The organism is Sphingopyxis sp., from assembly GCF_036675685.1.
Lineage (GTDB): Bacteria > Pseudomonadota > Alphaproteobacteria > Sphingomonadales > Sphingomonadaceae > Sphingopyxis.
Map to the genome: position 1 here is coordinate 1 of NZ_JAKFEM010000062.1, position 26740 is coordinate 26740.

22 protein-coding genes and 1 pseudogene are annotated in these 26740 nt (G+C 65.1%); 9 read left to right on the plus strand and 14 right to left on the minus strand.

Annotated elements, in window-relative coordinates:
- The 3 genes and pseudogenes from V6M50_RS19950 to sucC form a co-directional block, all read right to left on the minus strand.
- A pseudogene (locus V6M50_RS19950) lies at window positions 1-116 on the minus strand (electron transfer flavoprotein subunit alpha/FixB family protein); the annotation flags it as partial.
- On the minus strand, window positions 113-862 hold the full coding sequence (locus V6M50_RS19955) for an electron transfer flavoprotein subunit beta/FixA family protein (protein ID WP_332820332.1): 750 nt from the start codon (window positions 860-862) through the stop codon (window positions 113-115). The pseudogene V6M50_RS19950 and the gene V6M50_RS19955, both read right to left, overlap by 4 nt.
- A 112-nt stretch (window positions 863-974) precedes the next feature.
- Window positions 975-2183: an ADP-forming succinate--CoA ligase subunit beta gene (gene sucC, locus V6M50_RS19960; protein ID WP_332820333.1), complete on the minus strand. Its 1209-nt coding sequence runs from the start codon at window positions 2181-2183 to the stop codon at window positions 975-977.
- 211 nt (window positions 2184-2394) lie between these two features.
- On the opposite strand from sucC, the gene V6M50_RS19965 reads away from it, so the two are divergent.
- Complete coding sequence (locus tag V6M50_RS19965) at window positions 2395-3507, plus strand: M23 family metallopeptidase (RefSeq protein ID WP_332820334.1); 1113 nt, start codon at window positions 2395-2397, stop codon at window positions 3505-3507.
- A 4-nt stretch (window positions 3508-3511) separates the two neighbouring features.
- On the opposite strand, the gene V6M50_RS19970 is transcribed toward V6M50_RS19965, so the two are convergent.
- The 6 genes from V6M50_RS19970 to V6M50_RS19995 all read right to left on the minus strand — a co-directional run bounded on the left by V6M50_RS19970 (window position 3512) and on the right by V6M50_RS19995 (window position 10287).
- A complete protein-coding gene (locus V6M50_RS19970; protein ID WP_332820335.1) occupies window positions 3512-3823 on the minus strand; it encodes a hypothetical protein in 312 nt (103 codons plus the stop codon).
- Window positions 3824-3993: 170 nt separating this feature from the next.
- Window positions 3994-5139, minus strand: a complete 1146-nt coding sequence (locus V6M50_RS19975) for a serine hydrolase (RefSeq protein WP_332820336.1) — start codon at window positions 5137-5139, stop codon at window positions 3994-3996.
- A gap of 141 nt (window positions 5140-5280) precedes the next feature.
- Window positions 5281-5970: a peptide-methionine (S)-S-oxide reductase MsrA gene (msrA, locus tag V6M50_RS19980; protein WP_332820337.1), complete on the minus strand. Its 690-nt coding sequence runs from the start codon at window positions 5968-5970 to the stop codon at window positions 5281-5283.
- Window positions 5971-6447: 477 nt separating this feature from the next.
- Window positions 6448-7662, minus strand: a complete 1215-nt coding sequence (locus V6M50_RS19985) for a pyridoxal phosphate-dependent aminotransferase (RefSeq protein ID WP_332820338.1) — start codon at window positions 7660-7662, stop codon at window positions 6448-6450.
- A 222-nt stretch (window positions 7663-7884) separates the two neighbouring features.
- Window positions 7885-9714, minus strand: coding sequence for an aminodeoxychorismate synthase component I (pabB, locus tag V6M50_RS19990; RefSeq protein WP_332820339.1), 1830 nt, complete (start codon window positions 9712-9714; stop codon window positions 7885-7887).
- Between the two features lie 36 nt (window positions 9715-9750).
- Window positions 9751-10287 (minus strand): hypothetical protein, encoded by a 537-nt coding sequence (locus tag V6M50_RS19995; RefSeq protein WP_332820340.1) that lies wholly within the window; start codon window positions 10285-10287, stop codon window positions 9751-9753.
- Window positions 10288-10426: 139 nt separating this feature from the next.
- Here V6M50_RS19995 and V6M50_RS20000 point away from each other — a divergent pair, with 139 nt between their 5' ends.
- Window positions 10427-12109: a long-chain-fatty-acid--CoA ligase gene (locus tag V6M50_RS20000; RefSeq protein ID WP_332820341.1), complete on the plus strand. Its 1683-nt coding sequence runs from the start codon at window positions 10427-10429 to the stop codon at window positions 12107-12109.
- Window positions 12110-12111: 2 nt separating this feature from the next.
- Here V6M50_RS20000 and V6M50_RS20005 read toward each other — a convergent pair whose 3' ends face one another.
- Together V6M50_RS20005 and V6M50_RS20010 are read right to left on the minus strand one after the other, a co-directional pair.
- On the minus strand, window positions 12112-12552 hold the full coding sequence (locus V6M50_RS20005) for a DUF2147 domain-containing protein (RefSeq protein ID WP_332820342.1): 441 nt from the start codon (window positions 12550-12552) through the stop codon (window positions 12112-12114).
- Window positions 12549-13406: a metal-dependent hydrolase gene (locus tag V6M50_RS20010; RefSeq protein WP_332820343.1), complete on the minus strand. Its 858-nt coding sequence runs from the start codon at window positions 13404-13406 to the stop codon at window positions 12549-12551. Before V6M50_RS20010 ends, V6M50_RS20005 begins: the two co-directional genes overlap by 4 nt.
- A gap of 208 nt (window positions 13407-13614) precedes the next feature.
- Between V6M50_RS20010 and V6M50_RS20015 the strand changes: the two genes are divergently transcribed.
- Window positions 13615-14241: a TetR/AcrR family transcriptional regulator gene (locus V6M50_RS20015; RefSeq protein WP_332820344.1), complete on the plus strand. Its 627-nt coding sequence runs from the start codon at window positions 13615-13617 to the stop codon at window positions 14239-14241.
- Between the two features lie 17 nt (window positions 14242-14258).
- Here the strand turns inward: V6M50_RS20015 and V6M50_RS20020 are convergent, their stop codons facing one another.
- The 3 genes from V6M50_RS20020 to V6M50_RS20030 all read right to left on the minus strand — a co-directional run bounded on the left by V6M50_RS20020 (window position 14259) and on the right by V6M50_RS20030 (window position 20812).
- Window positions 14259-16826, minus strand: a complete 2568-nt coding sequence (locus V6M50_RS20020) for a hypothetical protein (protein ID WP_332820345.1) — start codon at window positions 16824-16826, stop codon at window positions 14259-14261.
- Between the two features lie 171 nt (window positions 16827-16997).
- The gene (locus tag V6M50_RS20025; protein WP_332820346.1) at window positions 16998-17471 is read right to left on the minus strand and encodes a hypothetical protein; all 474 of its coding nucleotides are present in this window, start codon (window positions 17469-17471) and stop codon (window positions 16998-17000) included.
- 245 nt (window positions 17472-17716) lie between these two features.
- Window positions 17717-20812 carry a TonB-dependent receptor gene (locus V6M50_RS20030; protein ID WP_332820347.1) on the minus strand — a complete coding sequence of 1032 codons (3096 nt, stop codon included), beginning with the start codon at window positions 20810-20812 and terminating at the stop codon, window positions 17717-17719.
- Window positions 20813-21151: 339 nt separating this feature from the next.
- Between V6M50_RS20030 and V6M50_RS20035 the strand changes: the two genes are divergently transcribed.
- The 6 genes from V6M50_RS20035 (at window position 21152) to V6M50_RS20060 (ending at window position 26735) form a co-directional block, all read left to right on the plus strand.
- On the plus strand, window positions 21152-21586 hold the full coding sequence (locus tag V6M50_RS20035; protein WP_332820348.1) for a MerC domain-containing protein: 435 nt from the start codon (window positions 21152-21154) through the stop codon (window positions 21584-21586).
- 104 nt (window positions 21587-21690) lie between these two features.
- Window positions 21691-22155: a Fur family transcriptional regulator gene (locus V6M50_RS20040; RefSeq protein ID WP_332820349.1), complete on the plus strand. Its 465-nt coding sequence runs from the start codon at window positions 21691-21693 to the stop codon at window positions 22153-22155.
- A gap of 31 nt (window positions 22156-22186) precedes the next feature.
- Entirely contained in the window at window positions 22187-22972 is a 786-nt protein-coding gene (locus V6M50_RS20045) for a hypothetical protein (protein WP_332820350.1), read from the plus strand.
- Window positions 22973-23096: 124 nt separating this feature from the next.
- The gene (locus tag V6M50_RS20050) at window positions 23097-24620 is read left to right on the plus strand and encodes a fumarate hydratase (RefSeq protein WP_332820351.1); all 1524 of its coding nucleotides are present in this window, start codon (window positions 23097-23099) and stop codon (window positions 24618-24620) included.
- Window positions 24621-24738: 118 nt separating this feature from the next.
- Window positions 24739-26274 carry a M20/M25/M40 family metallo-hydrolase gene (locus V6M50_RS20055; protein WP_332820352.1) on the plus strand — a complete coding sequence of 512 codons (1536 nt, stop codon included), beginning with the start codon at window positions 24739-24741 and terminating at the stop codon, window positions 26272-26274.
- Window positions 26271-26735, plus strand: coding sequence for a VOC family protein (locus tag V6M50_RS20060; RefSeq protein WP_332820353.1), 465 nt, complete (start codon window positions 26271-26273; stop codon window positions 26733-26735). Before V6M50_RS20055 ends, V6M50_RS20060 begins: the two co-directional genes overlap by 4 nt.
- Window positions 26736-26740: the final 5 nt, after the last annotated feature.

Here is a 26740-nt window from a genome sequence, read left to right on the forward strand (position 1 = left end):
CCCGAACCGGCGACGAGCAGATGGACTTCGCCGAGCTTCGACGCGGCGGTGACCACCGCGAGCGTCGCGTCCTTGACGGCCTTGCCGTCATGTTCGACCCAAACCAGAGTTTTCATGAGTGCACTCCCAGCGCTTTCAGCTTGGCAACCAGTTCATCGACATCGGCGACCTTGACGCCAGCCGAGCGGACGGGCGGTTCCGAAACCTTGACCGTCTTGACGCGCGGGGCGGTGTCGACGCCATAGTCGGCGGGGGTCTTGGTATCGAGCGGCTTCGACTTCGCCTTCATGATGTTCGGCAGCGAAGCGTAGCGCGGCTCGTTGAGGCGAAGGTCGGTGGTGACGATCGCGGGAAGCTTCAGCTTCACCGTCTCGAGACCGCCGTCGACTTCGCGGGTCACGTTGACGCTGTCGCCATCGACGTTGACCGCGCTGGCAAAGGTGCCCTGCGCCCAGCCGGTCAGTGCAGCGAGCATCTGGCCGGTCTGGTTGTTGTCGTCGTCGATCGCCTGCTTGCCAAGGATCACGAGACCCGGCTGTTCGGCGTCGGCGATCGCCTTGAAGATCTTCGCGAGCGCGAGCGGCTCGACCGCATCGTCGGTCTGCACGAGGATCGCACGGTCAGCGCCCATCGCGAGCGCCGTGCGCAGCGTTTCCTGCGCCTTGGCCGGGCCGACGGAAACCGCGATGATCTCGGTCGCGACGCCCTTTTCCTTCAGGCGAATCGCTTCTTCGACACCGATCTCGTCGAACGGGTTCATCGACATTTTCACATTGGCCAGGTCAACGCCGGTGCCGTCGGATTTGACCCGCGGCTTCACGTTGTAATCGAGCACCCGCTTGACGGGGACGAGGATTTTCATGGGCTTTAAAGCTCCTCTCAGCAAATTGTGCACTGCGCCATAATTGGCGTTTACGTAAACGTCAACTAGCAGTCCCACCTCCTCCCTCGCGATGCGCGGGAGGGTTGGATTATCACGCCGCCTTGTTCACCTCGGCGACGATTTTCTTTGCCGCATCGCCCAGATCGTTTGCCGCCACGATCGGCAGGCCCGAATTGGCGAGGATGTCCTTGCCCTCCTGGACGTTCGTGCCTTCGAGGCGGACGACGAGCGGGACCGAAAGATTCACTTCCTTCGCCGCGGCGACGATGCCGTCGGCGATGATGTCGCACTTCATGATGCCGCCGAAGATGTTGACGAGGATGCCCTTCACGGCGGGGTCCTTGAGGATGATCTTGAACGCCGCGGTGACCTTTTCCTTGCTCGCGCCGCCGCCGACGTCGAGGAAGTTGGCGGGGAATTCGCCGTTCAGCTTGATGATGTCCATCGTCGCCATCGCGAGGCCCGCACCATTGACCATGCAGCCGATGTTGCCGTCGAGCTTGATGTAGGCGAGGTCATATTCCGACGCTTCGACCTCGGCCGGGTCTTCCTCGGTCAGGTCGCGCAGCTCGGCGAGATCCTTGTGGCGGAACATCGCATTGCCGTCGAATGCGACCTTGGCGTCGAGCACGAGCAGTTCATCGCCATTTGCGCCTTCGCAGACGGCGAGCGGGTTGATTTCGATCTGTTCGGCATCGGTGCCGAGGAACGCGGCGTACAAGCCGGCGAGAACCTTGGCCGCCTGCTTGGCGAGGTCGCCCGACAGGCCGAGCGCGGCGGCGACGCTGCGGCCGTGGTGCGGCTGGAGGCCCGTCGCGGGATCGATGACGATTGTGTGGATCTTTTCGGGCGTGTCGTGCGCGACGGTTTCGATGTCCATGCCGCCTTCGGTCGAGGCGACGACCGCGATGCGGCTCGACCCGCGGTCGACGAGCAAAGCGAGGTAGAATTCCTGCTTAATGTCGGCGCCGTCGGTGATGTAGAGGCGATTGACCTGCTTGCCGGCGTCGCCGGTCTGGATCGTCACCAGCGTGTTGCCGAGCATGTCTTTCGCATGCGCTTCGACTTCCTCGATCGTCTTGGCGAGGCGGACACCGCCCTTTGCGTCGGGGGCCAGTTCCTTGAACTTGCCCTTGCCGCGGCCGCCGGCGTGGATCTGCGACTTCACGACATAGAGCGGCCCAGGCAGCTGCTTCGCCGCCGCGACGGCTTCCTCGACGCTCATCGCGGCAATGCCCTTGGGGACAGCGACGCCAAATTTTGCGAGCAGTTCTTTCGCCTGATATTCGTGGATGTTCATGAGGTCTGCCGGGCCTTTCGACTCTGGAAGGGAGAGGATCGGCGCCGCCTAAGCACAAGTTCGGCGGCAATTCTACCCCTGGCGGGGCCGGTGCGGCCGGCCGGACCGGTGCCGCCCGCCCCTGATAGTGACGCCTGAAACTTTCCCTGATAGTCCCGCCGGGATGCGTGGTCGAACGAGGGAGCGCAAGGTGCAGATAAGGATGGCGATTTTGGCGTTGCTGGCGTTCTCCGGTTCGAGCGAGGCGCTCGCGCAGCAGGCGCTCGACGTCGAAGTCGCCCGGGCACCAAATGTCGTCCGCATCGGCGAAAGCGACCAGCTTGTTTATGAAATCCATCTGACGAATTTTTCCAGCCGGCCGCTTCGGCTCGACGAATTGATCGTCAAGGCGGACGGGCGCGGCACGCCGGTCAAGACCTATGCCGGTGACGAACTGGCCGCCGTGATCGCGATCGTCGGACCCAAGGACGCGACCGACGCGCGCACGATCGCCCCGGGGCGCCGGGCGGTCCTCTATATCAACGCGCCGACGCCCGCCGGTCTCGTCCGCGGGCTGATCACGCACGACCTGAGATTGAGCGAAGTCGCCCCCGATGGCACCGGCGCGATCTTCACGGTGACGGGCGGACTCGCGAAGATCGATACCGCCGCCCTCCCCCGCCTGTCGCCACCGCTGCGCGGCGGCCCCTGGGTCGCGGTCTACAATCCCGGCATGGAACGCGGCCATCGCCGGGTCTTTTATGCCACCGAAGGGTCGGCCACCCTGCCCGGCCGCTTCGCGATCGACTGGATGAAGGTCGACACGAGCGGAAAATTATCATCAGGCGACGCCAACATTCCGGCAAACCATTATGGCTTTGGCGCCGAGGTGCTCGCGGTCGCCGACGGCACGATCGTTGCGGTGCGTGACAATGTTCCCGACCCCGCGACGCGGTCGGGCCGCACAAACCCGTCGATCGCCGATGCCAGCGGCAATTTCGTCATGCTCGACATCGGCGGCGGCCGTATCGCGACCTACGAACATCTGAAGCAGGGCGCGCCGGTCGCGGTGGGCGATCGCGTGAAGACTGGGCAGGTCGTCGGCTTTCTTGGCTTCACCGGACAGGCCAGTGCCCCGCACCTGCATTTCCACCTCGCCGACCGCCCATCGATCCTTGGCGCCGAGGGCCTGCCCTATGTCGTCACCTCGCTCACGCGCCTGGGGCAATATGCGACGATAGACAGCTTTTTCCGCGGCGAGACATGGCCGCCCACCGACCGCTCCGAAACGGTGCAGGGCAGCTTTCCGCCGCCCAACCTCGTCGTGCGCTTTCCCGGCGACTAAGCGTTTAGCGCAGCGCGCAGAGCGCCGCCGAGCTGGTCGACACCGTCAGGATCTCGGGATCCTTGAGCGCACGGACCTTGTGAAAAAAATGGTCGAGCGAGAGGTCGGTGACGCGCTTGTCCTTGAGACTGCCGAGCGCCGAGAGGCGGCGAAGCTGGAGCAGCGACAGCCGGTCGACCATGCGTTCGGCCATGCACGCCGACATCGCTTTCGACAGGCCGGCGTTGTTGAGGCCCGTGCGCAGCCGCGTCTCGGGGGTGGCGCATCCGGCGAGTGCGAGCGACAGCAGCATGGGAAGCAGTAGAAATCGTTTCATCGACTGGGCCTATAGTGAAAACGGCCATGAACCCCAAGTCCGTTTGTCCTGAGGAGCCATTGAGCTTGTCGAAATGGCGTCTCGAAGGACGCTGGCACACGCCGGGGTCCTTCGAGACGGGTCCCTTCGACTTCGCTCAGCTCCTCTTCAGGACAAACGGACGAAAATGCTCAGCGCCCGTGATATTCGGCGACGGCGGACGATACCGCCTGCATTAACGCCATGCGCGCGGGAATGCCCGAGGTCGTGCTGCCCATCATCACGACGATCGCATAGCGGGTGCCGTCGGGCGCGGTGGCGATGCCGATGTCGTTATAGCCCGCGGTCATGCCGCCCAGATTCTGGCCGGTACCGGTCTTGTGCATGAATTGCCAACCCGGCGGCAGCCCGGCCTTGAGCCGCCGCGGCCCGCTCTTTGTCCGGCTCAGCACGCCTTGCAGATATTCGGTCGATTCGGGCGACAGCAAGGTGCCGCGCGCCAGCCGTGTCAGCGCGCTGGCGATCGCCGCGGGGCTCGCGCCGTCGACCGGGTTGGCGAGATAATTGTCCATCGCGGTGCGGCGCGTCGCGGGCGACAGCGCGGCGCGCGCGGTCTCGAAATTGCGCCCGACCGAATAGCTTTGCTGCCAGCTCAGCCCCGCGGTCCCCGCCTGCAACAGCCGCTCGCCGGGACCGAAGCGGATCGAGCCGAGGTCCTTTTTGGCGATGAAGGCACGCACCGCATTGGGGCCGCCGACGGTGCGCAGCAGGCTGTCGTTCGCGGTGTTATCGCTGTGGGTGATCGCGGTTTCGATGAGGTCGCGGACGCTCATCGTCACCGATCCTTCGGCGCGCACGCGCGCCGCGAGCGGCTGGTGGAACAGCGTCAAATCCTCGGGACCGATGCGGACGCGCTGGTCCATGCTCATCCGGCCCTGATCGACCGCGTCGAGCACCGACAGCGTGACCCACAGTTTCGACACGCTCTGCTGCGGGAACAGGTCGGTCCCGCGCTGGGCGATCGCCCATTCGCCGTCGATGCGCTGCACCGCGATGCCGGTCTTGCCGGGGAAGGCGCGCCAAAGGACGTAGATGCGATCGGTCAGGCCGGCGGGCGCGCGGCGAAAACCGGGGTCGATCGGGCCGACGGGGCGCGGCATGGCCGAACGCACCGGCTGGCCGATCGGCACGGTGACCGATCCCGCCGGTCCGCGTGTCGCCGCGGGCGGCGGCGTGCGCGGTTGCGGCACGATCGCGGCGCTGCTGACGCAGCCCGCGAGCACCGCCGCGCTCATCGTCATGGCGAGGAGCGGCCTGCCCGAAAATTTAAACGTCATTCAAACCCCGCACTCGCGACTTTTATCATTATCTCCGACCCCTTCGGTCAGGCCCCGTCGTCTCGCAGGCGCGCAGGGCGGGCCAGCGATTTGCGACGAATGATTCCTGCGGCGCGATGAGCGGCGGAACCCGCGCGATTATCAGGGGGCGGGGGTGGCGCGAACGAGGTCCGGGAACAGCCGCTTCAGCGCCGCCAGCTTGGGCGCATCCCAATAGGCGATATAGCTGTTCTTCGGATTGCGCCGCATGAAATCCTGGTGCCCGGGCTCGGCGCGATAGAAGGTCTTGTAGGTTTCGACCGGCACGACGAGGGGCTTGGCGAAATATTTGCCCTTGGCGATTTGCGCCAGATAGGCGGTCGCGACCTGCCGCTGCGTCGCGTCGAGCGGGACGATCGCGGCGCGATATTGCGGGCCGGTGTCGGGGCCCTGGCGATTCTTGAGCGTCGGATCGGCGATGACCGAAAAAAGGACACGCAACAATGTGCCATAGCTGACCTGACCGGGGTCATAGACGATGCGCACCGCCTCGGCATGACCCGATTTGCCGTCGTGGGTCCGCTCATATTTGGCGGTCGCGGCGCTGCCACCATGATAACCCGATTCGACCGAGATCACGCCCTTCACATTGGAAAAGACGCCCTCGACGCCCCAGAAGCAGCCGCCCGCCAGAACCGCGGTCGCGCGCTTCGCATTCACCGCGGGATCGACGGCAGCAGCAGGAAGTTTGATGACGCTTTCGGCCTGCGCCGGCGCGCATTGCGCAACGATCGCGCCCGCGACCAGCGTCGCAACGACGCGGCCGACAAGGGTGCGACGCGATGCCGTCACGCCGGGATCGGCAGCGCCGGCTGATTGAGGACGATGTACGTCGCGCCAATCGCGAAGCCAGCCAGCATGGAGAGGAACCAGTCGGAGCGGAGCATGGTGATCATATAAGCCTCTTGTCATATCTTGTCGATTCGTGGCCGAGACCACTTTGGTACCACCGACGATATGGAGCGCCCCGACCAGCCGTGCAGTGATGTCCGTCACCCTAGTCAGGATGGCTTACTATCCGGTGAACCGGGCGGTTAACCGCCGTTCAGGTTCAAATAGGACAAGTCGCCAGTATTACAAGACCGGTCGGTATAGAATTCCTATGCACGCGCAAATTCTTCGTGCAACAGAAGAGGAAGCAAACTTCCGTTCGTCCTGAGGAGTCATTGAGCTTGTCGAAATGGCGTCTCGAAGGACCGCCACGTCGGGTCCTTCGAGACGGGGCTTCGACAAGCTCGGCCCCTCCTCAGGACAAACGGTTCAACCTGATCAGGACAGCCCCGCGCATGCCTGCTGGATGCGCACGCAGGCTTCCTTCAGCACCGCTTCCGACGTCGCGTAAGAGACGCGGAACGCGGGCGACAGGCCGAAGGCACCGCCGTGCACCGCCGCGACCTTGGCCGTATCGAGGAAATAGTCGATCAGCGCTTCGTCGCTGTCGACCAGCTTTCCGTCGGGGGTCTTCTTGCCCATGCAGCCGCTGGCGTCGGGATAGACATAGAAGGCGCCGTCGGGGGTCGGACAGTTGAGGCCCGGCGCGTCGTTGAGCATCGCGACGACCATGTCGCGGCGCTTCCTGAACGCTGCGTTGCGGTCGTCGAGAAACTGCTGCGGCCCGCCGAGCGCGGCGGCCGCGGCGGCCTGCGCGATCGAACAGGGGTTCGACGTCGACTGCGACTGCAGCTTGCCCATCGCCTTGATGATCCACGCCGGACCGCCGGCATAGCCGATCCGCCAGCCGGTCATCGCATAGGCTTTCGAACAGCCGTTCACGGTCAGGATGCGATCGATCAGGTCGGGGCAGCGCTGCGCCAGCGTCGTGAAGGCGAAGTCGGCGTACCACACATGCTCGTACATATCGTCGGTCATCACCATCACATGCGGATGGCGGCGGATGACTTCGCCGAGCGCGTCGAGTTCCTCGCCCGAATAGGCGGCGCCCGACGGGTTCGACGGCGAGTTGAACATCACCCAGCGCGTCTTCGCGGTGATCGCGGCGTCGAGCTGGGCGGGGGTGATCTTGTAATTCTGCGCGGCGGTGCCCTCGATGATCACCGGCGTGCCGCCCGCGAAGGCGACGATGTCGGGATAGCTCACCCAATAGGGCGCGGGGATGATCACCTCGTCGCCTTTGTCCACGGTCGCGACGAGCGCGTTGAACAAGGTGTGCTTGCCGCCGACGTTGACGCTGATCTGGTCGAGCCCGAAGTCGAGGCCGTTGTCGCGGCGGAACTTACCGCGGATCGCCTCTTTCAGCGCGACGGTGCCGTCGACCAGAGTATATTTGGTTTGCCCATTGCGGATCGCCTCGATCGCCGCTTCCTTGACGAAATCGGGGGTGTCGAAATCGGGCTCGCCGGCGCTCAGACCGATCACATCGACACCCGCCGCTTTCAGCGCCGACACGCGCGCGGTCATCGCGAGCGTTGCCGAGGGCTGGATGCGCTTGAGCGCGGCAGAGATATGCGGCTTGAAAGTCGACATGGGATAGCGTCCTTGCGAGAGGGCGGGCGGCGAATATATTGGCAGAAAATTGCGCGCGGCCGCGCCTATCGCCTCACAAGCGATTAGGCAAGGGATGTGGTAGACAATTTACGAATGCAGCGACAACGCAGCCCCCTAATCCCGTCATCCCGGCGAAGGCCGGGATCTCGCCGTTCGATCGTGACGCACCCTTGAGATCCCGGCCTTCGCCGGGATGACGATTTACCGGGCGTCGACCAGCCGCGCGGGGACCAGCCCGCGCAAGCTATTGCCGATAAAAAAGCCGTCGCCCAGATCGGCGAGCCGCAGGTGCGATTCGATCGCGCGTCCCTTGTCGATCAGTTCGGCGCGCAACACGCCGGGGAGCAGCCCCAGCGCCAATGGCGGGGTGAGCAACTGGCCGTCGCGCTCGACGAAGATGTTGCTCCAGCTGCCTTCGGTGACAAAGCCGGGTTCGTCGACAAAGACGACCTCGGCCGCGCCGCTCTCCTGCCGCGCGGCGTCATAGTCGGCGCGCAGGCTGGTCTTGTGCGTCAGGCGAAAATCGTCGGCGGCCATCGGCGCGGACCGCACCGCGACCGGAACCGGCAGCTCGGCAAGTCGCGGCAACGGCGAAACCTCGACCGCCAGCGCCCCCGAAGGCGCGAGCCGCATCCGGACCCGCGCGGCGCTGCGCAGGCGGAAGGTCGCCGATTGCAGGACATTGCGCGCGCCATGCCGGTCGAAGGAAAAGCCCAGCGCCGCGGCGCTCGCCTTCATCCGTGCCAGATGGCCCTCGAGCCGCTGCACGCCCTCTACGGGATCGAAGAACATGGTTTCGATGAGATCGAAACTTTCCCCCGCTGCGCCCACAAATTCCCCCTTGGCCAGACATTCGCGCCATTCCTCAGCCGGCTGGCTGTCGGCGACAATTCCAGAACCCAAGCCCAGCGTGGCGCAACGCGGGCCGTCCCGCAAGCGGCTTTGCGGAAAGACCAAAGTCCGGATCGCGACGTTGAACGCCGCATCGCCCCCCGGCTCGATGAAACCGATCGAGCCGGTATAAATCCCGCGCGTCCCATCCTCCAGCTCGTCGATGATTTCCATCGCGCGCACCTTGGGCGCGCCGGTGATCGAGCCGCAGGGAAAGGCAGCGCGCAGCACATCGACCGCGCCCGCGCCCTCGGGCAGGCGCGCGCTGACGTCGGAGACGAGCTGGTGGATCGTCGGAAAGCTTTCGACGCGAAACAGGTCGGGCACCGCGACCGAGCCCGGCACCGCGACGCGCGACAAATCGTTGCGGATCAGATCGACGATCATCAGATTTTCGGCGCGCTGCTTGGGGTCTTCGGCGAGTTCGCGCACCGCCGCGAAATCGGCCTCGGCATCGGCGAGCCGTGCCGCGGTGCCCTTCATCGGCCGCGCCATCACCTGTCCATCGCGCAGCGCGAAGAAGAGTTCGGGTGAGTGCGAGACGATGGCCTGTTCGCCGGTCCAGATCACGCCGCCATAACCCGCGCGCGCCGTCCGCCGCAGCCGCGCATGAACCGCGAGCGGATTGCCGAGCACCGGCACGTCGGCGCGAAAGGTGAAATTCGCCTGATAGATGTCGCCGGCGCGGATCAGCCCCAGCACCTTGTCGACGGCCGTCAGATAGTCCGCACGCGATACGCGCGGGGTCACCGCGCCGACCCACGCCGATGCCGGATCGGGAAGCAGGCCCGGGACGGCATCGGCGTCGATACGCTCGACCCGGTCGAACAGCGCAAACCAGCCGAGCGGCGCCGCGCCGTCCTCCGCGGCACCCGGCATCTCGACCGCGCCGCGCCACGCGGGAGCAAGCCCCTTCCCCGCCTCATAGGCCAGACAGCCCGCCGCATAGAGGCCGCGCGCCTGCGCTGCCTGCAGCGCATCGAGTAGGGCGGGGATCTCGGCCGCGCTCTGTGCCGTCACGATGTCGACCGGATCGCGGAACAGCCGCGCGCGCGCCGCACCGTCGGCGCGCGCGTCGTCGAGCAGGACAAAGGGCAGCGCGCCCGGACCCGGTATGGGTATCGCGACCTCATCCCCCATCGCGGCTTCGTCCCTCAGCGCGATCGCGCGGCGCGATTAGCGGTCGCGCTTGATGCGGATCGAGCGGCCGCCGTCGATGGTCGCGAAATAGCTGCCCATCGTCGCGACCTTGATCTTCACCTTCTGGCCCGGCTTGGGCTGGCGCGGCAGCTTGGTCGTGTCGATCTGCACCCACACCGCATCATCTTCCATGACCAGCGTATATTTGCCCGAGCGGTCGATGCTCGCCGAGCGGAGCGTGGTTTCGATTTCCTTGATCTCGTCCTCGTCGCCGCCGAAAATCCCGCCCAGCTTGGGGAAGGAAAAGCCGAACAGTCCGCGGCGCGCCTTTTTTGCGGTTTCGCGGTCGGTGAAGGTGATCTCGCGCGCCTGGTCGGCGGTCGACAATTCGCCAACTTCGCGGTCGAAACAGGCGAGGCGCGCCGCCGGGTCGGCGATGTCGCGGCAGGCATAGAGCTCCTGGATCTGTGCGGGGCGGACCGGCGGGCCCTTGTCCTTGGCGGCGGCCGGTGCGGCAGCGGCACAGGCGAGAAGGACGAGCGGCACGGCGAACCGCGATGACAGCTGCAACATGGCAAAAACCCCTGGCGAGAAAGATATGCGCTGCCTAGCGGGGGCGGCGACGCGCCGCAAGCGCGGCCCGGTTGCGATGTCGGCTTACTGACCCTAGTGTCAGGAAAGCCCATGCACGTCGAAAGGACTTTTGCGCCCGATGGATAGCCTCTTTTCCTGGTCGACCGATTATCGTCACCCAACGGCCTGGGACCAACATTTTGCGCCGCTGTCGCTGCCCGATATGCTCGCCGCCAGCGTCGCCCGGCGCGGCGACGCGGCGATGCTCGATTTTCTGGGCCGGCAATTCAGCTATGCCGAAGTCGCGCGGGGCGCTGCGCGCGTCGCCCGCGGGTTGCAACAGCAGGGCGTCGGCAAGGGCAGCCGTGTCGGCCTCTTCCTTCCCAACGTGCCGCATTATGTCGCGGCCTATTATGGCGCGCTCGCCGCGGGCGCGACGGTGGTCAATTTCTCGCCGCTCTATACCGTCGCCGAACTCGAGGCACAGGTCGAGGATTCGGGCACCGAGACGCTGTTCACCGTCAGCGCTGCGGCACTGCTCCCGACCGCATTGAAGGTGCTCGACGGATCGAGCCTCAAACGGCTGGTCGTCGGGTCGGTCGCGGGCGGGCTGCCCGCCGCCAAGTCGGTCCTCTACCGCCTGTTCAGGCGGCAGGAGGTCGCGGCGCTGCCCGCCGACCCGCGCATCATCCGTTTCTCGGCGCTCACCGACAATGATGGCAAGCCCGAGCCCGCCCCGATCGACGCCGAGAAGGACATCGCGCTGATCCAATATACCGGCGGCACCACGGGAACCCCGAAGGGCGCGATGCTGACGCACCAGAATCTGACCGCCAACGCGCGGCAGGTGAATGCGATCGACCCCGATCATGATGCCGAGGACCGCATCCTCGGCGTGCTTCCCTTCTTCCATGTCTTCGCGAACACCTGCGTCCTCAATCGCACGATCCTCAATGGCGGCACGATCACGATGCTGCCGCGCTTCGACGCGAAGCAGGCGCTGGAGGCGATCACGCGGACCCGGACGACCGCGCTTCCCGGCGTGCCGACGATGTATCAGGCGCTGCTCGATCATCCCGATCTCGCCAAGACCGATTTCTCTTCGCTGCGCATCTGCATTTCGGGCGGCGCGCCGATGCCCGCCGAGCTGCGCGAGAAATTCGTCGCCGCGACGGGGGCGTCGCTGGTCGAGGGCTATGGCCTGACCGAAAGCTCAGGCGTCGTGGCGACCAACCCCTATGAGGGCCCGGTCAAGCCCGGCACGATCGGCCAGCCGCTCCCCGCGACGCACATAAGGCTGCTCGACAAGGAGGACCCGTCGCGCGACGCCCCCGTCGGCGAGCCCGGAGAACTCGCGGTCAAGGGGCCGCAGATCATGCAGGGCTATTGGAACCGGCCCGAGGCCGACACGGACAGTTTCACCGACGACGGCTGGCTGCGCACCGGCGACGTCGCGACGATCGAGGCCGACGGCTATATCCGTATCGTCGACCGGCTGAAGGACATGATCGCGGTTGGCGGCTTCAAGGTTTACCCGAGCGTGATCGAGGCGCATCTCCACGAACATCCCGCAGTGAAGGAAGCGATCGTGCTCGGCGTTCCTGACGCCTATCGCGGCGAGGCGCCGAAAGCGTTCGTCACGCTCGAGGATGGGTTCCAGGTCAGCGGCGAAGCGCTTGCCGCGTGGCTCAACCCCCAGCTTGGCAAGCATGAGCAGGTGAAGGCGGTCGAGGTGCGGCTGAACCTGCCCAAGACGATGATCGGCAAGCTCGACCGCAAGGCGCTGCGCGCCGAGGAAGAAGCGCGGCCGCTCCAGGATTGAGCCTAGTCGACGCCCGCCCGGCCGGCGGTCCGTGTCCAGACCTTCGTGCGGCAAAAGAGGGTGACGCAGCCCTTCAGTTCCAGTTTGCCGTTCGCGAGCAGCTTCAGGTAGCCGCGTGATGCACCGTCGCCCGTTTCGGGATCATAGACCGGTCCGCCCTTCCATTCGGCGGGCCCACCGGTGAAACCCTTGAGCACCACCAGCCCCTTGATCCGGCGCTGGCGCAGCTTGGTGTCCGAATTGCGGACGTCGCGCAGGTCGGGGTTGCCGCGCAGCCGCGCGGCGTCGACGACCCGGCCGCATAGCGCCGCGCCGCAGCGATAAATTTCGACGCGGCCGCCTTCGCTGCCCGTCGCCCAGATGCCGGTGATGTCGGCGGCGGATGCCGCGGCCGGCACCGCGGCCAGCCCGGCGATGGCAAGGGTGAGAGCCAGCCTGTTCATGCCGCGGTCCTTTTCGGTTCGGTTGCCTCGAGCGCCGCGAGCGCCTTTGTCAGCAAGGCCCGGTCGTCGATCTCCCACGGATGGAAGCCGGGACGCATATAGGTGAACACGCCGAGCAGCAGCAAGCGAAGCGTACCGGGCCGGCCATAGAGATAGGAAAGCAGCGCCCGCCAGGTCGCGAAATCGTTGCGCCCATCCTGGCGCAGCAGGTCGGCGGTGTTGCGGAAAATCACATAGTGGAAACGGACCGTCGTCAGGCACATGACGAGGCTGCGCTTGAGCCAGCGCCGGAAGGGCGTCATGTCGCGCGTCGCGTGCAAATAGGTGTCGAACGCCACCGCCTTATGCTCGATCTCTTCCATCGCATGCCATTGCCACAATCGCTTGGCCTCGTCGGTCGCGCCGGCAAGATGCTCAGGATCGGCGAGCGCATCGTGCGCGAGCGTCGCGGTGAAATGTTCGAGCGCGCAGGTCGCCGCCAGCTGCTGGATAGGCGACCGCCGCTTGACCCACGCGATCGTCCGGCGCGCCCGGTCCTCGAGCGGCGCGATGTCATAGCCGACGTCCTCCGCCTGCCGGTTGAACACGACATGTTCGCGCGAATGCATCGATTCCTGATAGAGGAAATCGTCGATCTGGCCGCGCAGCGGCTGGGGCGCCCCGTCGCGATAATGGCGCACCGCGGTCATGAAGAATTTCTCCCCCACCGGGAAAGTCGAGGACAAGGCGTTGAAAAAGGCGGTGCGCCCGGGGTCGCCGCTGTGCCACCAGCGCGGCGGCGGCGTCTCGCGCCCGAACTTCAGGTCGCGCTTTTCGATCTTCAGGTCCTGCGGCGTAAGGAGCGATTGGGTCATGATATACCTCATGGCGACTCAAATTACATTGACATCAATGTATATATTGCGAAGACACTGGTGATGCAAGCACCCATTTGCAAAGGATTCACCCGGCATTGCCGATCGGTGCGCCGGCGCGCAGACGGATTATGACTATTGCGTGCTTTGCGCTAAAGCCCATGGGGAACGGCGCCAGTGGGATGGGGCCGGGGAAGGGATAATGACGATGTACAAGCAAGCGCCACCGCGCGTGAAACGGCGCAAGCGACTGGGCGCCGAAGTTCGCGAGGAAGGCCTGGCGGCGGCACGGGGGTTGCTGCTCAAAGGCGGGCCGGCGGCGGTGACGCTCGCCAATATCGGCGACGAAATCGGCATGTCGCACGCCAACGTCCTTCACCACTTCGGATCGGCCGCCAGCCTGCAATCGGCGCTGATGGGCTCGATGATCAACGACCTGACCGTCGCGCTCGATCATGTCGTCGATATGCTGAAGACCGATGCAGCGGCCCCGCGCGCGGTCGCCGACCGCGTGTTCGACGCGTTCGACAAGGGCGGCGCCGGGCCGCTCGCGGCGTGGATCATCCTGTCGGGCGATGTCGCGCATCTCGAACCCGTGCGCGAGGCGGTGCGCTCGCTGGTCGAGGCGATCGTCGGCCAGTCGAAGGACGAGGCCGCGCCCGAGCGCGTCCGTTCGGCGGTGTTGATGATGGCGGTGGCCGCGTTCGGCGATGCGGTGATCGGCCCCTATGTCCGCGACATGCTCGACCAGAAGGACGATGCGATGCGCGACCTGATCGCGCGTATCCTGCCGCTGTTCCTGATCCCGTCGGGCATCCCGCCGGCTATTCCCTGAGCAGGGCTTGGCGACCGCTAGAATCGTTTCCGGACGGCCACGCGCAAGGTTCTCCCGAGCGGGTCGATTTCGCTGCGACCGTAGCCGTCGGGTATGCTGCCGTCGGCGAAGGTTACGCGGCGGTAGCCATTCAGCAGGTTCTGGACGTCGATCGACAATTTCAGGTCGCTCAGCCACCCCGCATTTTTGGCGCGCGCCCATATCTTTTCCGGCTCGATGAACGCCGACAGGTCGAACAACGCCGTTGGCGCATAACGATAGTCGCGCCGCTCACCCGACAAAACGGGGCCGCGGATGCGCGCGGGACCGGTCCAGTTCCCCGAAAGTTCGACGCCGACGCCGCGCTTGGCCGCGACGAACTGGAACGAGGCGCTGTGCCGCGATTGCCCGCCATCGGGTCCGAGATAGTCGATCACCGGTGCGCCGCGGCGGATCAGGAGCTCGTTCCTCAACTGCCAGCGGTGGCTGAGCGAGAAGCTGAGCTGCAGCGGATTGCCCGGTTTGCGCACCGCCGCCCTGCCCCCCGCAGCAATGACCCGCCCGGGTAGCCGCACGACCAGTCCGGTGGTGACACGGGCGCTGGAGTCGCGCTGGATGGCGACCGCGCGGGCGTCCACGCCGACCAGCCGCCCCGCCGCGTCGCGGGTGATACGCTCGGGAAAAAGCGCCTCGATCGCGGGCGTCAACGCGGGAAACCCCGTGGCCCCGCCGCGCGCGACCTCGCTGCGATAGCCGATGCTGAGCGTCAGCCGCTGATCGCCCAGCGGCCGCAGCAGACCGCTGATCGACAGCGACCGGCGGCTGCCTTGCCCCAGCCCTGGGTTGCCGCCGGTGACGAACACCGGCTCGGCGACTTCCTCGCGCACCAGGTCATAGATGCGGGTGATGGTGGCGACGCGCGGGGCGTGCAGCTGGTCGAAGGAAGGAACTATTTCCTCATAGCCATAGGACCCGCGCAGCTGGAGGAACGGAAAGGGCGTCCAGTTCAGCCCACCGTCGATGCTGCTTTGCACCCGCGTCCGGCTCGTCTTCTCGCTGCCGATCGACAGGTCGGCGGAAAGGTCGCCGAGCGGCTGGAGGACATCCGCGCTCCGGCTCGCCAGCGGAATGCCGAACGACAGCTGCCCGGAGAGCTGGCCGCGCCCGCGCGCCGTCCGCGCCAGCAATTCGCCCAAGCCATCGATCCGCTGGTTCGCCGACCGGCTGCGGTTGGCGCCGAGGGTGATCGCGGTCGTCACCGGCCCCGCCGGCAGCTTCAGGATCGGTTTCGCGACATTGACGCGTGCGCTCATGCTCTCGCTGCGCCCGCGATTGCGCTCCGACACCAGCACCGTGTCGGGGAGCGGGCGATAGGGGTTGAACGCAGGGTCGCGGGCATCGATCATCTGCTGGATCGCCACGCCGTCGATGCCCCGCTCGAGCAAATTGTCGGTCCAGCTGCGCGAATAATTGGCGGCAAGACTGGCCCGCCAGTCACCGATCGCCCCCGACAGCAGCAGCGACGCGCCCAGCGTTTTCGAATCCTGTTCGCTGCGCAGCGCACGCACGCCGGCAAAGCTGCGGATGAGCGTGACGTCGTCGGCGAACGGGGACCAGGGGCTGCCCGCCGGGAGGATGAGCGACGCCATCGGAATGCCGTAAAGGCCGGTGCTCCGGTTGGAACTGGCGTTGACGTTGAGCGAACCGGAGAATTTGCCCAAAGGCCGGGTGACGCCCGCGCTGAACGCGATGAAGCGCCCGGGCGCCAGCAATGTCTCATGGCGGTTTGGGTCCTCCAGCCCGACTTTATTCGCCGTTGCCGCGAAATCGCCCAACGTCGGCGGCTGCAATGCGGCTCCCGGCGGGATCGCGGCGCTGGTAACCGCTTCTCCCGCAAGCGCGCTCAATGCCGGGTCGATCTCTCCCCCGCCCGCGCCGACGACATACCCATCGGGGGCGACAGGGCCCGTGCGCGGCGCGATGGTCCGCTCGCTCTTGAGCAGGGCGCTGTCGCGCGAATATTGGAGCTGCGCGTTCCAGCGGGTCGGTCCGGCGATCACGAAGCGGCCCAGCGAGGCGCGGTCGCTGCGGCGTCCGCCGGCGGTCGCGATTGTCTTACCCGCCTCGGCCTGCCAGTTGGAGAAATTCTTCTTGAGCACCAGGTTCACGACCCGCCGGCCCGGCGGATAGCCATAGCGCGCGGCGGCTTCGGGCGGCAGGATGGCGAGCCGGGCGAGCACTTCGGGCGGATAGACGCCGATTTCCGACGTGCCGCCGATCGGCTCGCCGTTGACGAGGATGATGGGCTCGTCGCCCGACCCGTCGATCAGCGGCGTGATATTCCGTATAAGCTCGCCTATGCTGTCGGAACCATATGCGCCGATCTCGTCCTCATTGAATTCGGTTTCGGGCAAGATGAGGGCTTCGCCATAGCGCGGGGCGGTAACGACGATCTCGTCCGTGGCGGGAGCATTGTCAGGCGAGGGTTGGAGAGCGAGAGCGGTTTCATCGGCCGCCGCATCGTCCGGTGCCGCCTGCGCCTGCGCGTGATGCGGCGCCATCAGCGCCAGCGCGGGGAGTATCGTTGCAAAACAAAGCGGCTTCATCGGGCGATAGGGCCAACCTGCAACGAACGGGCCTTTCCTGTTGGCATCGGCGTGCGGGCGATGTCCATCCCCTTCCCTGGCCATCGCATGAAAAAGTCGGGCGCACGAATCCGTGCGCCCGCCAGGTGGGAGCTGGCACCGCCATGTCACAGGCGATGACCAGGAGGAGTATCAGGTAATCGAAACGTCGCCGGGCGAGGTCAGGGAGATCGTTCCGGCGATGGTGCAATCGCCGCCGCCCGAGACGGCGGGAAGCACCGCATCGATCGTTATCGTGTTGTTCACTTCGTCCCAGGTGCCGCTGATGTCGCCGGCACAATCGCCCGAGGTGATGGTGTTGACATAGACGTCCTCGATGGTGAGCGTGCTCGTCGAGCTGTTGTAGCTGACGTTATAGGGCGCGCCGGTAAATCCGATCGTTCCGCACAGGCCAAAAGCCCCGCCCGACAGCGCAGGCGTGGCGGTGGCGGTGCTGGAGGTCGTCGTGGCGTCGAGGTCGAGGGTGCAGGTCAGGGCGATGCCCTTGTTCACGTCAACGGTGCCGCTGAACGACCAAGCGCCGGTCGGCGAATAGGTGGTCGCGTTCGCAGCCTGGGCCGTGAACATGGCCACGCTGCCCATCATCAGTGCGATGACTTTTTTCATTATTCCTCTCCTTCTTGGTAAAGTTAATCGGGATCAACTGTCCAATTTGCTTCTGCGACTCATGCATAGCCAGGTCAGGATATAAAATTTGACATCAATGTCAATTGATGATTCTAAAATATTGTTTTTATTACTATAATTTTAACGATCAGCGACGAGTTCCCGCTCCAGCCACCCATCATGATGGCCTTTGCGGCAACCCGTTCGCCTGCAGACACCTCGATCTTTTGGTGCCCTCCTTTGCCCTAGAATTTAACCGTCGCGCTGAACCCGATGATGCGCGGGTCGAGCGTGAAGACATTGGTGGTCAGGCCGGTGTCGTCGCTGTTGGTGAAGAAGTCCGTGATCGGCGCGTCGTCGAACAGATTCTTCACGTAAAGCTGGAAGCTGAGGTCGGAGTCGGGGCGCGCCAGCGTCACCGCCAGGTTGACATTGTCCCATGCCTTCAACCGGTCATATTCGGTGTTGTAAATTCGGGCGAAGCTTTTCGACTGGCGGTAATAGTCGCCGCGGAAGGTGAGTTCCCAATCGCCTCCGTCGACGAACACCGTATATTGCGCGCCGATGTTGAAGGTCAGCCGCGGCGAATTGGGCAGCTCGTTGCCCGAGAGATCGGCGAAGAAGCCGCGGCCGCCATTGGGCGCGCCGCTGCCGCCCTGCGCGATATTCAGCCCGACCGTATCGGGGTTATAGGGCGCCAGCGGGTTATAGGTGAAACCGTAAAGCGCGGAGAAATTGACCCCGCCGGGAAAAGCCGGATTGAATGTGCCCAGACGGTTCGATCCCGGGCAAAGCGCGGACAGCGCAATCCGACGCAGCCCGGCGTTCCCCGTCAGGACTTTCTCCACCAGTGCGCGCGGGGCGATGCAGTTCGACGGCACCTGGATCCAGGGACGCAGCACAACCCAGTCGTCGTCGCCCTGGGTCCGGTTCATGACGTCGATCGACTGCGAACCGTCCTTCAACCGGGTCTTCAGAATACCGAGATTGGCATCGACGCGGAACGCGCGCGAGGGTCGCCACGCCGCCTCGAACTCCAGCCCCATGCTGGTCGCATTGAAATTTTCATTATAGGCGATGCGATCGACGATCTGCGAAATCTGGTAATCTTTATAGTCATAATAGAATGCGGTGGCGTTCAGCGTGAATTTGCCGCCGGCAAAACTGTTCTTGGTGCCGATCTCCAGCGCGTTGACATATTCGGGCCGGAAGGTTTGCGGCAGAAATTGATATTGCACCACGGCGGGATTGAAATCGACCCGCGGCGGGTTGGTGCCGCCGCCCTTGTAGCCGCGCGAAGCGGAAAAATAGACCAGCGTATCGTCGGTGAAGTCCAGCTCCGGCTTCCAGTCGATCACCGCGCGGCCGGTGAATTTGCTCCATTTCTGATTGATGTCGGGCAGCGCCGGATAACCGCTGTTGACCCGGCCGCCAGTGACGTTGCCGATGAAGTTCGGCCCGGAAGGATTGTCGATGCCCCCGCCCAGCAGCAATTGGCTTGGGACCTGTGTCGATATCTTCTTGTCCTGCGTGTAACGCGCCCCGAGCGTCAGCTTCAGATTCTCGGCGAGATCCCAATAAAGCTCGCCGAACACGGCCTTGCTTTTGATCCGCACGCCATTCTGGCTGAGGAAATAGTTATGGCCTTGGTTGTTCAGGCTATCGATCGGATTGGGATCGACATAAACGCATTCGCGCCCTTCGAATCCGAGTTCGCACGGAAGCAAGGCATTCTGCCCCGAGGCGGGGTTTCCTGACGGTGGAACCTTGCTGTAATACCAATCCGCCAGGAGCGTGAACAGGTTGTTGAAGACGTAATAATTGTCTTGCGATTTGAAGTCGAGATAGTTGGCCCCGAGGTTGAAGTTGACCGGACCGTCGAAGCTCGATTGCAGGCGCAGTTCCTGCGACCATTGCCGGTTGCGCGACTGGCTGAGATCCGCCGATACCATCCGGTCCGAACAGCCCAGTTGCGGATCGCAGAACACGCCGCCCGGCGTCGGCCCGGGATAGCGCACCGTGTCGAGCGGGCGGTTGCGGTTATCCACCAGCGTCGCGGTCGAGCTGTTGAACAGCGGGTTGCTGACGAAACGGTTATAGTCCTGCGTCGAATAATAGCGGTCGCGCGCATAGGCGGTCTGCGATACCAGCTTGAGTCCGTCGGACGGCTCGAACTCCAGATTCATCTGGAATATATCATTCTTCGCGCGAAAGACCGGGTCATAGCTGGTCGAAATTTCGCGCAGGTCACGTGATTGCGTCACGCCGGCAAAAATATCGCTCGCGTTCGCTACGGGCACCTGAGGCCCCGGCCTGACGCCCGTGCCGGGCAGAAAGCCGATGTTGATGCCTTCCGCCGGCAGGACCGCGTAGACGAGGCTGCGGGCGTTGGGGACGCCATAGGCGGCATCGTCGTAAAGCGAGCCGGGCAGACAGCCCTGGCTCATCCGCCCGCGCACCGCCAGATCGGTGACCGCGATATTGCCGACGCGCTCCGGCCCCGGATCGGTCGTGCAGAGTTGCTTGCCGGTGCGCGAGCGGTCGTCGTTTTCCTCGAAATGCTGCCAGATGAAATTCGCCCGGAACCGGTCGCTCGGCTCCCATTCGACGGTGGCGCGGGTCGACCAGAGATCGCGGCCGTTGACGCGCTTTTGCGTGAATGTGTTGTAGTCGAACCCGTCGCGCTTCGTCCACGCGCCCGCCACCCGGATGCCGAGCGTGTCGGTGACCGGAACGTTGAGCATCCCGCTCAGCCGCGTGGTGTTGAAACTGCCGACCTCACCCTTCACCTCGCCGCCGAAATCGGGGCCCGGCAGCGCGGAGATAAGGTTCACGACGCCGCCCGTCGCGTTGCGGCCATAGAGCGTGCCCTGCGGACCGCGGAGCACCTCGATCCGCTGCATGTCGAAAAATTCCGACTCGAACAACCGGTTGCGGATCAGCGGCGTGTTGTTGAAACTGATCGCGACCGCCGGGTCGCTCGACGCCGAAACCGCCTTGGTCCCGATCCCGCGGATCGAGAAATTATACATGCTGAAATTGCTCTTGGAGAAATTGACGTTGGGCACCGCGCGGAGCAGTTCGGAGCCGCCTTCGATCTTGTAATTGTCGAGCGCCTCGGCCGAGAAGGCCGAAATCGCGATCGGCACGTCGGTCAGGCGCTCCTCGCGCTTTTGCGCGGTGACGATGATGATATTGCCGTCGGCTTCGGCGACGTCCTGCGGCTTCCCGCCCCCATCCTGCGCCATCGCCGGCGACACCAAGGCGGCCCCCGCCAGCGCGCCTCCCAGTGCAGCAAGGCTGACCATGCGCGGCGCGAGCGCGACCCGAAGAACACCCATATTCCTCTCCCCTGATATTCTTGTGCCGGTTTGCCGGCCGGAGCTTTCTCCTGCGCCTATTGCTACCCCCGTTCACATCGATGTCAATATCAATATACATTGTTGCTAATGTAAATTTTGAATCGAAATCGACCCGCGGCGATAGCCTTCGGGATTGATAAATATGTAAATAAGGAGCCTCGCCGGCCGGGTAGGAAAGCCGGATCAGAACGCGTGAGCAGCCATTTTCGCCCCATCGGCTCGCCGTCACCGCATAACCCCGCCTCGCCGATGAGATGTTGTAACCTTTGTCATGATATGCCATAACGCGGCGACCATAATGGTTATTTGGAGAATCGGGTGACACAAGTCGCCAGCCCTGCCCCTGTCCTGACGCGCCTCGGCGCGGTGGTTCGGGCTGCGCGCGATTCGCGTCCGCTGACCTCGCTCAGCGGCGACCAGCTGGCGATGGGGCTGTCGGGCCTCTGCCTTGTTCACTGCCTCGCAACGACGATCTTCTTCGCCTCGATCGCCTCGGTCGGCGGGGTGTTTCTCGACAATCACCTGTTCCACGAGATCGGGCTGATCATCGCGATCGGCTTCGCGCTCGTGACCCTGCTCTCGGGCGTGCTCAGCCACGGTTACATGATGCCGTTCGCGGTCGGCAGCTTCGGGCTCGGCATGATGGCGGGCGCGCTGTCGCGGCCGCACGACGGCAGCGAAGTGGTGGCGACGATGATCGGTGTCGCCGTCGTTGCCTTGGGTCACGACCTCAACCGCCGCGCGCGGCACTGACGGCTCAGCCGAAACGGACCGGTCCGCCGCTTGCGGGGACCTGGTAAACAGCCTACATTGCGACGATAGTTAGCGCGGGATTTCCCGCGCATGAGGAAACGCCAATGGGCAAGCATGACCATCCGCACGTCGAGGCCAGCGGCGCCTCGCTCGCCAAGGCGGCGCAGGCCGCGCTCGAGGGCGCGGGCGAAGCGTGGACCGATATGCGCGCCGAGATTTTCGACGCGGTCGCCGAAATCGGCAAGCCGGCGAGCGCCTATGAAATCGCCGACATCGTATCGCAGAAACGTGGCAAGCGCGTCGCGCCGAACAGCGTCTATCGCATCCTCGACCTGTTCGTCGCGAACAACCTCGTCCGCCGCGTCGAAAGCGCGAATGCCTTTGTCGCGAACAGCCACCCCGGCTGCCTTCACGACTGCATCTTCCTGATCTGCGACACGTGCGGCAGCGCGGTGCATGTCGACGACGACAAGCTCTCGGGCGGCGTCCGCGCCGCGGCCGAAGCGACGGGCTTCGCCGCCGAACGCCCCGTCATCGAAGTGCGCGGCAAATGCGCCGAGTGCCAATAGGGTGAGCCGCCGCGCTCCACCGGACGGTTAGTTGGCCGTCGGGGGGCTCCAGCACTGGATCGAAACGCAGCGGACACGTCCGCCCGCACCCGCGTGCGCATGGTATTGGACGCTGGCGTTCGGCATCGCCGTCACGCTGTTCGGCCTCCACCTGACGCAGGTCTTTCCGCAAACGGGCCATGATATTGCGCCCGGCTATGGCGCCCCCGTTCTCGCCCTCGAATTCGCGGGCGGGCAGCCCGACCTCGAAGCAATCTTTGGCTTTTATACCGACCCGCAGCAGGTGGGGCGCCTCGCCGCGATGCGCGCGGGCAATGAGCAGGACTATCTCTATATGCTGCTCTACGCCGGCTTCCTTGGCTGCGGCTGCTTCGCGCTATGGCGCGAGCTTCGCCTCCGCCCGCTGCTCGCCGCGGCGGCGCTCCCGGTCACGGCGGCGCTGTGCGACGCGTATGAAAACTGGTTGCTCTTCGACATCCAGGCCGCCTTCACCGCAGGCGATTATTCACCCGCGATGGCGAGCCTCCCCTACCCCGTCGCGGCCAAATTCCTGTTGCTCGCGGCGACCAACGTCGTGATTGGCGCCGCGGCGACGCAGATGGGTCGCTGGTGGGCGCTGTTCGGGACGCTCGCGATCCTTGCCGCGATTCCGACGGTGATGGCGATCATCACCCCCGCCGCCTTCGGATGGGCGTTACTCCCCTCGGCGGCCGGCGGCTGGATCGTTCTGCTCGCGCTCGCCGTGGCGGGCAGCTGGCGGGCGCTGGTCCGGGGCGACCGCTCGTCGATTTCGACCGCGCGGCGCCGCAACCGATAGCGCCACAGGTCATTACGCCCACAGCTTCGACCTTCGGCCGCCGCAAAAGCTAACCCCTTCCCACCCCGCGCCGCCGGGTCTAGGGAGACCGGCGAATCCTGCCAAAAGGGGGAAAGACTGCACCATGAACACCGTCATCATCCGTGAGGACGACCTCGTCGAAACCATCGCCGACGCGCTCCAGTACATCAGCTATTTCCACCCGATGGACTATATCCGCGCGCTGGGCGCCGCGTACGAGCGCGAAGTGTCGCCCGCCGCGAAGGACGCGATGGCGCAGATCCTCTCGAACAGCCGCATGTGCGCCGAGGGGCACCGGCCGATCTGTCAGGACACGGGGATCGTCACCGTCTTCATCAAATGGGGCATGGACTGCCGCCTCGACAGCCCCCGCAGCCTGCAACAGGTCGTCGATGAGGGCGTACGCCGCGCCTATCTCCACCCCGAAAACAAGCTGCGCGCCTCGATCCTCGCCGACCCGGCGTTCAGCCGCGTGAACACCAAGGACAACACCCCCTCGGTGCTCAACGTCGAGATGGTCCCCGGCGCGAAGGTCGTGATCGATGTCGCGGCGAAGGGCGGCGGCAGCGAGAATAAGTCGAAGTTCAAGATGATGAACCCGAGCGACAGCATCGTCGACTGGGTGCTCGAAATGGTGCCGCAGATGGGCGCCGGCTGGTGCCCGCCGGGCATGCTCGGCATCGGCATCGGCGGCACCGCGGAGAAAGCGATGCTGCTCGCCAAACAGTCGCTGATGGACCCGATCGACATGACCGAACTGCTCGCACGCGGGCCGTCGACCCCGACCGAAGAGCTGCGCATCGAGCTGTATGAAAAGGTCAATGCGCTGGGCATCGGGGCGCAGGGTCTCGGCGGCCTCGCGACCGTGCTCGACATCAAGATCGCCGACTGGCCGACCCACGCCGCGTCGAAACCCGTCGCGATGATCCCGAACTGCGCCGCGACGCGCCACGCGCATGTCACGCTCGACGGCTCGGGCCCGGCGTTCCTCGAGCCGCCGAAACTCGCCGATTATCCGCAGATCGACTGGGCGCCCGACCAGGCCGCGATCCGCGTCGATCTCGACAATCTCACCCCCGAAGCCGTCGCCAGCTGGAAGCAGGGCGACCGGCTTTTGCTCAACGGCAAGATGCTCACCGGCCGCGACGCCGCGCACAAACGCATCGCCGACATGCTCGCCAAGGGCGAACAGCTCCCCGTCGAGTTCAAAGGCCGCGTCATCTATTATGTCGGCCCGGTCGACCCGGTCGGCGAAGAGATCGTCGGCCCCGCGGGCCCGACGACCGCGACGCGCATGGACAAGTTCATGGACATGATGCTCGATCAAGGCCTGCTCGCCTGCGTCGGCAAGGCCGAACGCGGCCCCGCCGCGACGCAGGCGATCGCCAAGCACAAGAGCGCCTATATGATGGCAGTCGGCGGCGCGGCCTATCTGGTCGCGCGCGCGATCAAGGGCAGCCAGGTCGTCGGCTTCGCCGACCTCGGCATGGAGGCGATCTACGAGTTCGAGGTCCAGGACTTCCCCGTCACCGTCGCGGTCGACAGCGAAGGCCAGAATGTCCACGTCAACGCGCCGATGCTGTGGCAGAAGCGGATCAAGGACGAGGGGCTGCTGGAGAAGGCGTGAGGCTTTCCTGTAAGGTGCGTGTTCCCCACCCCGTTACGGTAACGCCACCGACACCCGCTTGCGTTTCGTCGCCAAACCGGCACACTGGTTCGTATACGAAGCAGGCAGGGGACGCAGGATGGATTTCCGCAATTTCGACCGACTGAATCGCCGCGACATGCTCCGCGGCACCGCGATGCTGGGAGCGGGCGCGACCTTCATGAGCCCGTTGCCCCTCCTCGCCCAATCGGGATCGATGGCCGACGTCCGCAAGGCGGCCGAAGCCGGCAAGGCGGCCTCGATCAAGCGCATCCGCGACTGGATCGCCCTGCCCTCGATCGCCGCCGAGAACCGCAGCATGCCCGAGGGCGCCGCCTATATGGCCGAGCTCGCGAAGGACGCGGGCTTCACCAATGTCGAGATCGTTCCGACCGATGGCCACCCCGGCGTGTTCGGTACAATCGACGTCGGCGCACCGCGCACGCTCGGCATCTATTTCATGTACGACGTCAAACAGTTCGACCCCGCCGAATGGTCGTCGCCGCCGCTCGAGGGCAAGATGGTCGAACGTCCCGGTTTCGGGCAGGCGATCATGGGCCGCGGCGCAGTGAACCAGAAGGGGCCCGAGGCGACCTTCCTCGCCGCACTCCACGCGATCCGCGCCGCGGGGCGCAAGCTGCCGGTCAACATCGTCCTCGTGTGCGAAGGCGAGGAGGAGATCGGATCGCCGCACTTCCGCCAGATCGCGACCAAGCCGAACATCCTCGCCGCGCTCAAGAAATGCGAAGGCATCTTCATCCCCTTCGCTTCGCAGGGCAAGACCGGCAACGTCACGGTCAATCTGGGGTCGAAGGGGATCATCGAGCTCGAACTGGTCGCGAGCGGCGAGAAATGGGGCCGCGGGCCGAAGGGTGACGTGCATTCGAGCCTGAAGGCGATGGTCGATTCGCCCGCATGGCGCTTGGTGCAGGCGCTCCAGACGCTCGTCACCCCCGACGGCAACAAGCCCGCGATCGAGGGCTGGTTCGAAAATGTCCGCCCGCTCACGACACGCGAAAAAACGCTGATCCGCGAGGCGGCAAAGGCGGGCGACGAGGCGCAGCAGAAGGCGGCGCTCGGCGTCACCCACTGGATCGACAATCTCTCCTATGACGATGCGCTGATCCGCCTGGCACAGGAACCGACGGTCAATATCGAGGGGCTCGTCGCGGGCTATACCGGCCCCGGCGGCAAAACCGTGCTTCCCGGCCGCGCGGTCGCCAAGCTCGACCTGCGCCTCGTCCCCAACCAGACGCGCGCCGAGGCCGAGAAGAAGCTGCGCGCGCATCTCGACAAGCATGGCTTTACCGATGTCGAGGCGAATGTCTCGGGCGGCTATGACCCGACCGAGGTCGCCGAGAACAGCCGCCTGATCCGCACCGAACTCGCAACCTACAAGAAGCTCGGCGTGGCGACGAGCCTCAACCCGCGGATGGCGGGCAGCTGGCCCGGCTCGACCTTCACCGCACCGCCGGTGTCGATCCCTGCTGCGCATTTCGGCATCGGCCATGGTTCGGGCGCGCATGCTCCCGACGAATATTTCCTGATCGATTCGACCAATCCCAAGGTCGCGGGGCTGGTCGACGCGACGATGGGTTTTGCCGAATTCCTCTACACGCTCGCGGCGATCAAATGACCGGCGACCTCAACGGGGTTGCGCATGTCATCCTGACCGCGGGCGATTTCGAACGCTCGACCGCGTTCTGGCGCGACATGATCGCCTATCTCGATCTCAAGCTCGTGCTCGACAGCGAGCATATGCTCTATGGCGTCGGCGGCCGCACCGCGATCGGCATCCGCACCGGCAGCCCAGAGAACGCCGGCAAGCGCTTCGACCAGGGCGCGCCGGGGCTGCACCATGCCTGCTTTCGTATGCGCGACCGCGCCGCGATCGACCGCGTCCATGCCTTCCTGAAGGGGCGGGACGACATCCACATCGTCCATGCGCCGCAGGAGGAGCCATGGGCGCCGGGCTATTATTCGGTATTGTTCGAGGATCCCGACGGCATCCGGATCGAATTCAACCATGTCCCCGGCGTCGGCCTCCTCGCCGACGGACAGGAGATCGGCAGCGCCAATGCGTTTGACGGAAGCTGACCTGG

Coding starts and splice junctions, on each gene's coding strand:
- V6M50_RS20000 (WP_332820341.1), top strand. CDS start 10,427: ATGGATAGCCTCTTTTCCTGGTCGACCGATTATCGTCACCCAACGGCC.
- V6M50_RS20040 (WP_332820349.1), top strand. CDS start 21,691: ATGGGCAAGCATGACCATCCGCACGTCGAGGCCAGCGGCGCCTCGCTC.
- V6M50_RS20005 (WP_332820342.1), bottom strand. CDS start 12,552: ATGAACAGGCTGGCTCTCACCCTTGCCATCGCCGGGCTGGCCGCGGTG.
- V6M50_RS19995 (WP_332820340.1), bottom strand. CDS start 10,287: ATGTTGCAGCTGTCATCGCGGTTCGCCGTGCCGCTCGTCCTTCTCGCC.
- V6M50_RS20025 (WP_332820346.1), bottom strand. CDS start 17,471: ATGAAAAAAGTCATCGCACTGATGATGGGCAGCGTGGCCATGTTCACG.
- V6M50_RS20015 (WP_332820344.1), top strand. CDS start 13,615: ATGTACAAGCAAGCGCCACCGCGCGTGAAACGGCGCAAGCGACTGGGC.
- V6M50_RS19955 (WP_332820332.1), bottom strand. CDS start 862: ATGAAAATCCTCGTCCCCGTCAAGCGGGTGCTCGATTACAACGTGAAG.
- V6M50_RS20030 (WP_332820347.1), bottom strand. CDS start 20,812: ATGGGTGTTCTTCGGGTCGCGCTCGCGCCGCGCATGGTCAGCCTTGCT.
- V6M50_RS19985 (WP_332820338.1), bottom strand. CDS start 7,662: ATGTCGACTTTCAAGCCGCATATCTCTGCCGCGCTCAAGCGCATCCAG.
- V6M50_RS20050 (WP_332820351.1), top strand. CDS start 23,097: ATGAACACCGTCATCATCCGTGAGGACGACCTCGTCGAAACCATCGCC.
- V6M50_RS20010 (WP_332820343.1), bottom strand. CDS start 13,406: ATGACCCAATCGCTCCTTACGCCGCAGGACCTGAAGATCGAAAAGCGC.
- V6M50_RS19975 (WP_332820336.1), bottom strand. CDS start 5,139: ATGACGTTTAAATTTTCGGGCAGGCCGCTCCTCGCCATGACGATGAGC.
- V6M50_RS20060 (WP_332820353.1), top strand. CDS start 26,271: ATGACCGGCGACCTCAACGGGGTTGCGCATGTCATCCTGACCGCGGGC.
- sucC (WP_332820333.1), bottom strand. CDS start 2,183: ATGAACATCCACGAATATCAGGCGAAAGAACTGCTCGCAAAATTTGGC.
- V6M50_RS20055 (WP_332820352.1), top strand. CDS start 24,739: ATGGATTTCCGCAATTTCGACCGACTGAATCGCCGCGACATGCTCCGC.
- V6M50_RS20020 (WP_332820345.1), bottom strand. CDS start 16,826: ATGAAGCCGCTTTGTTTTGCAACGATACTCCCCGCGCTGGCGCTGATG.
- pabB (WP_332820339.1), bottom strand. CDS start 9,714: ATGGGGGATGAGGTCGCGATACCCATACCGGGTCCGGGCGCGCTGCCC.
- V6M50_RS19970 (WP_332820335.1), bottom strand. CDS start 3,823: ATGAAACGATTTCTACTGCTTCCCATGCTGCTGTCGCTCGCACTCGCC.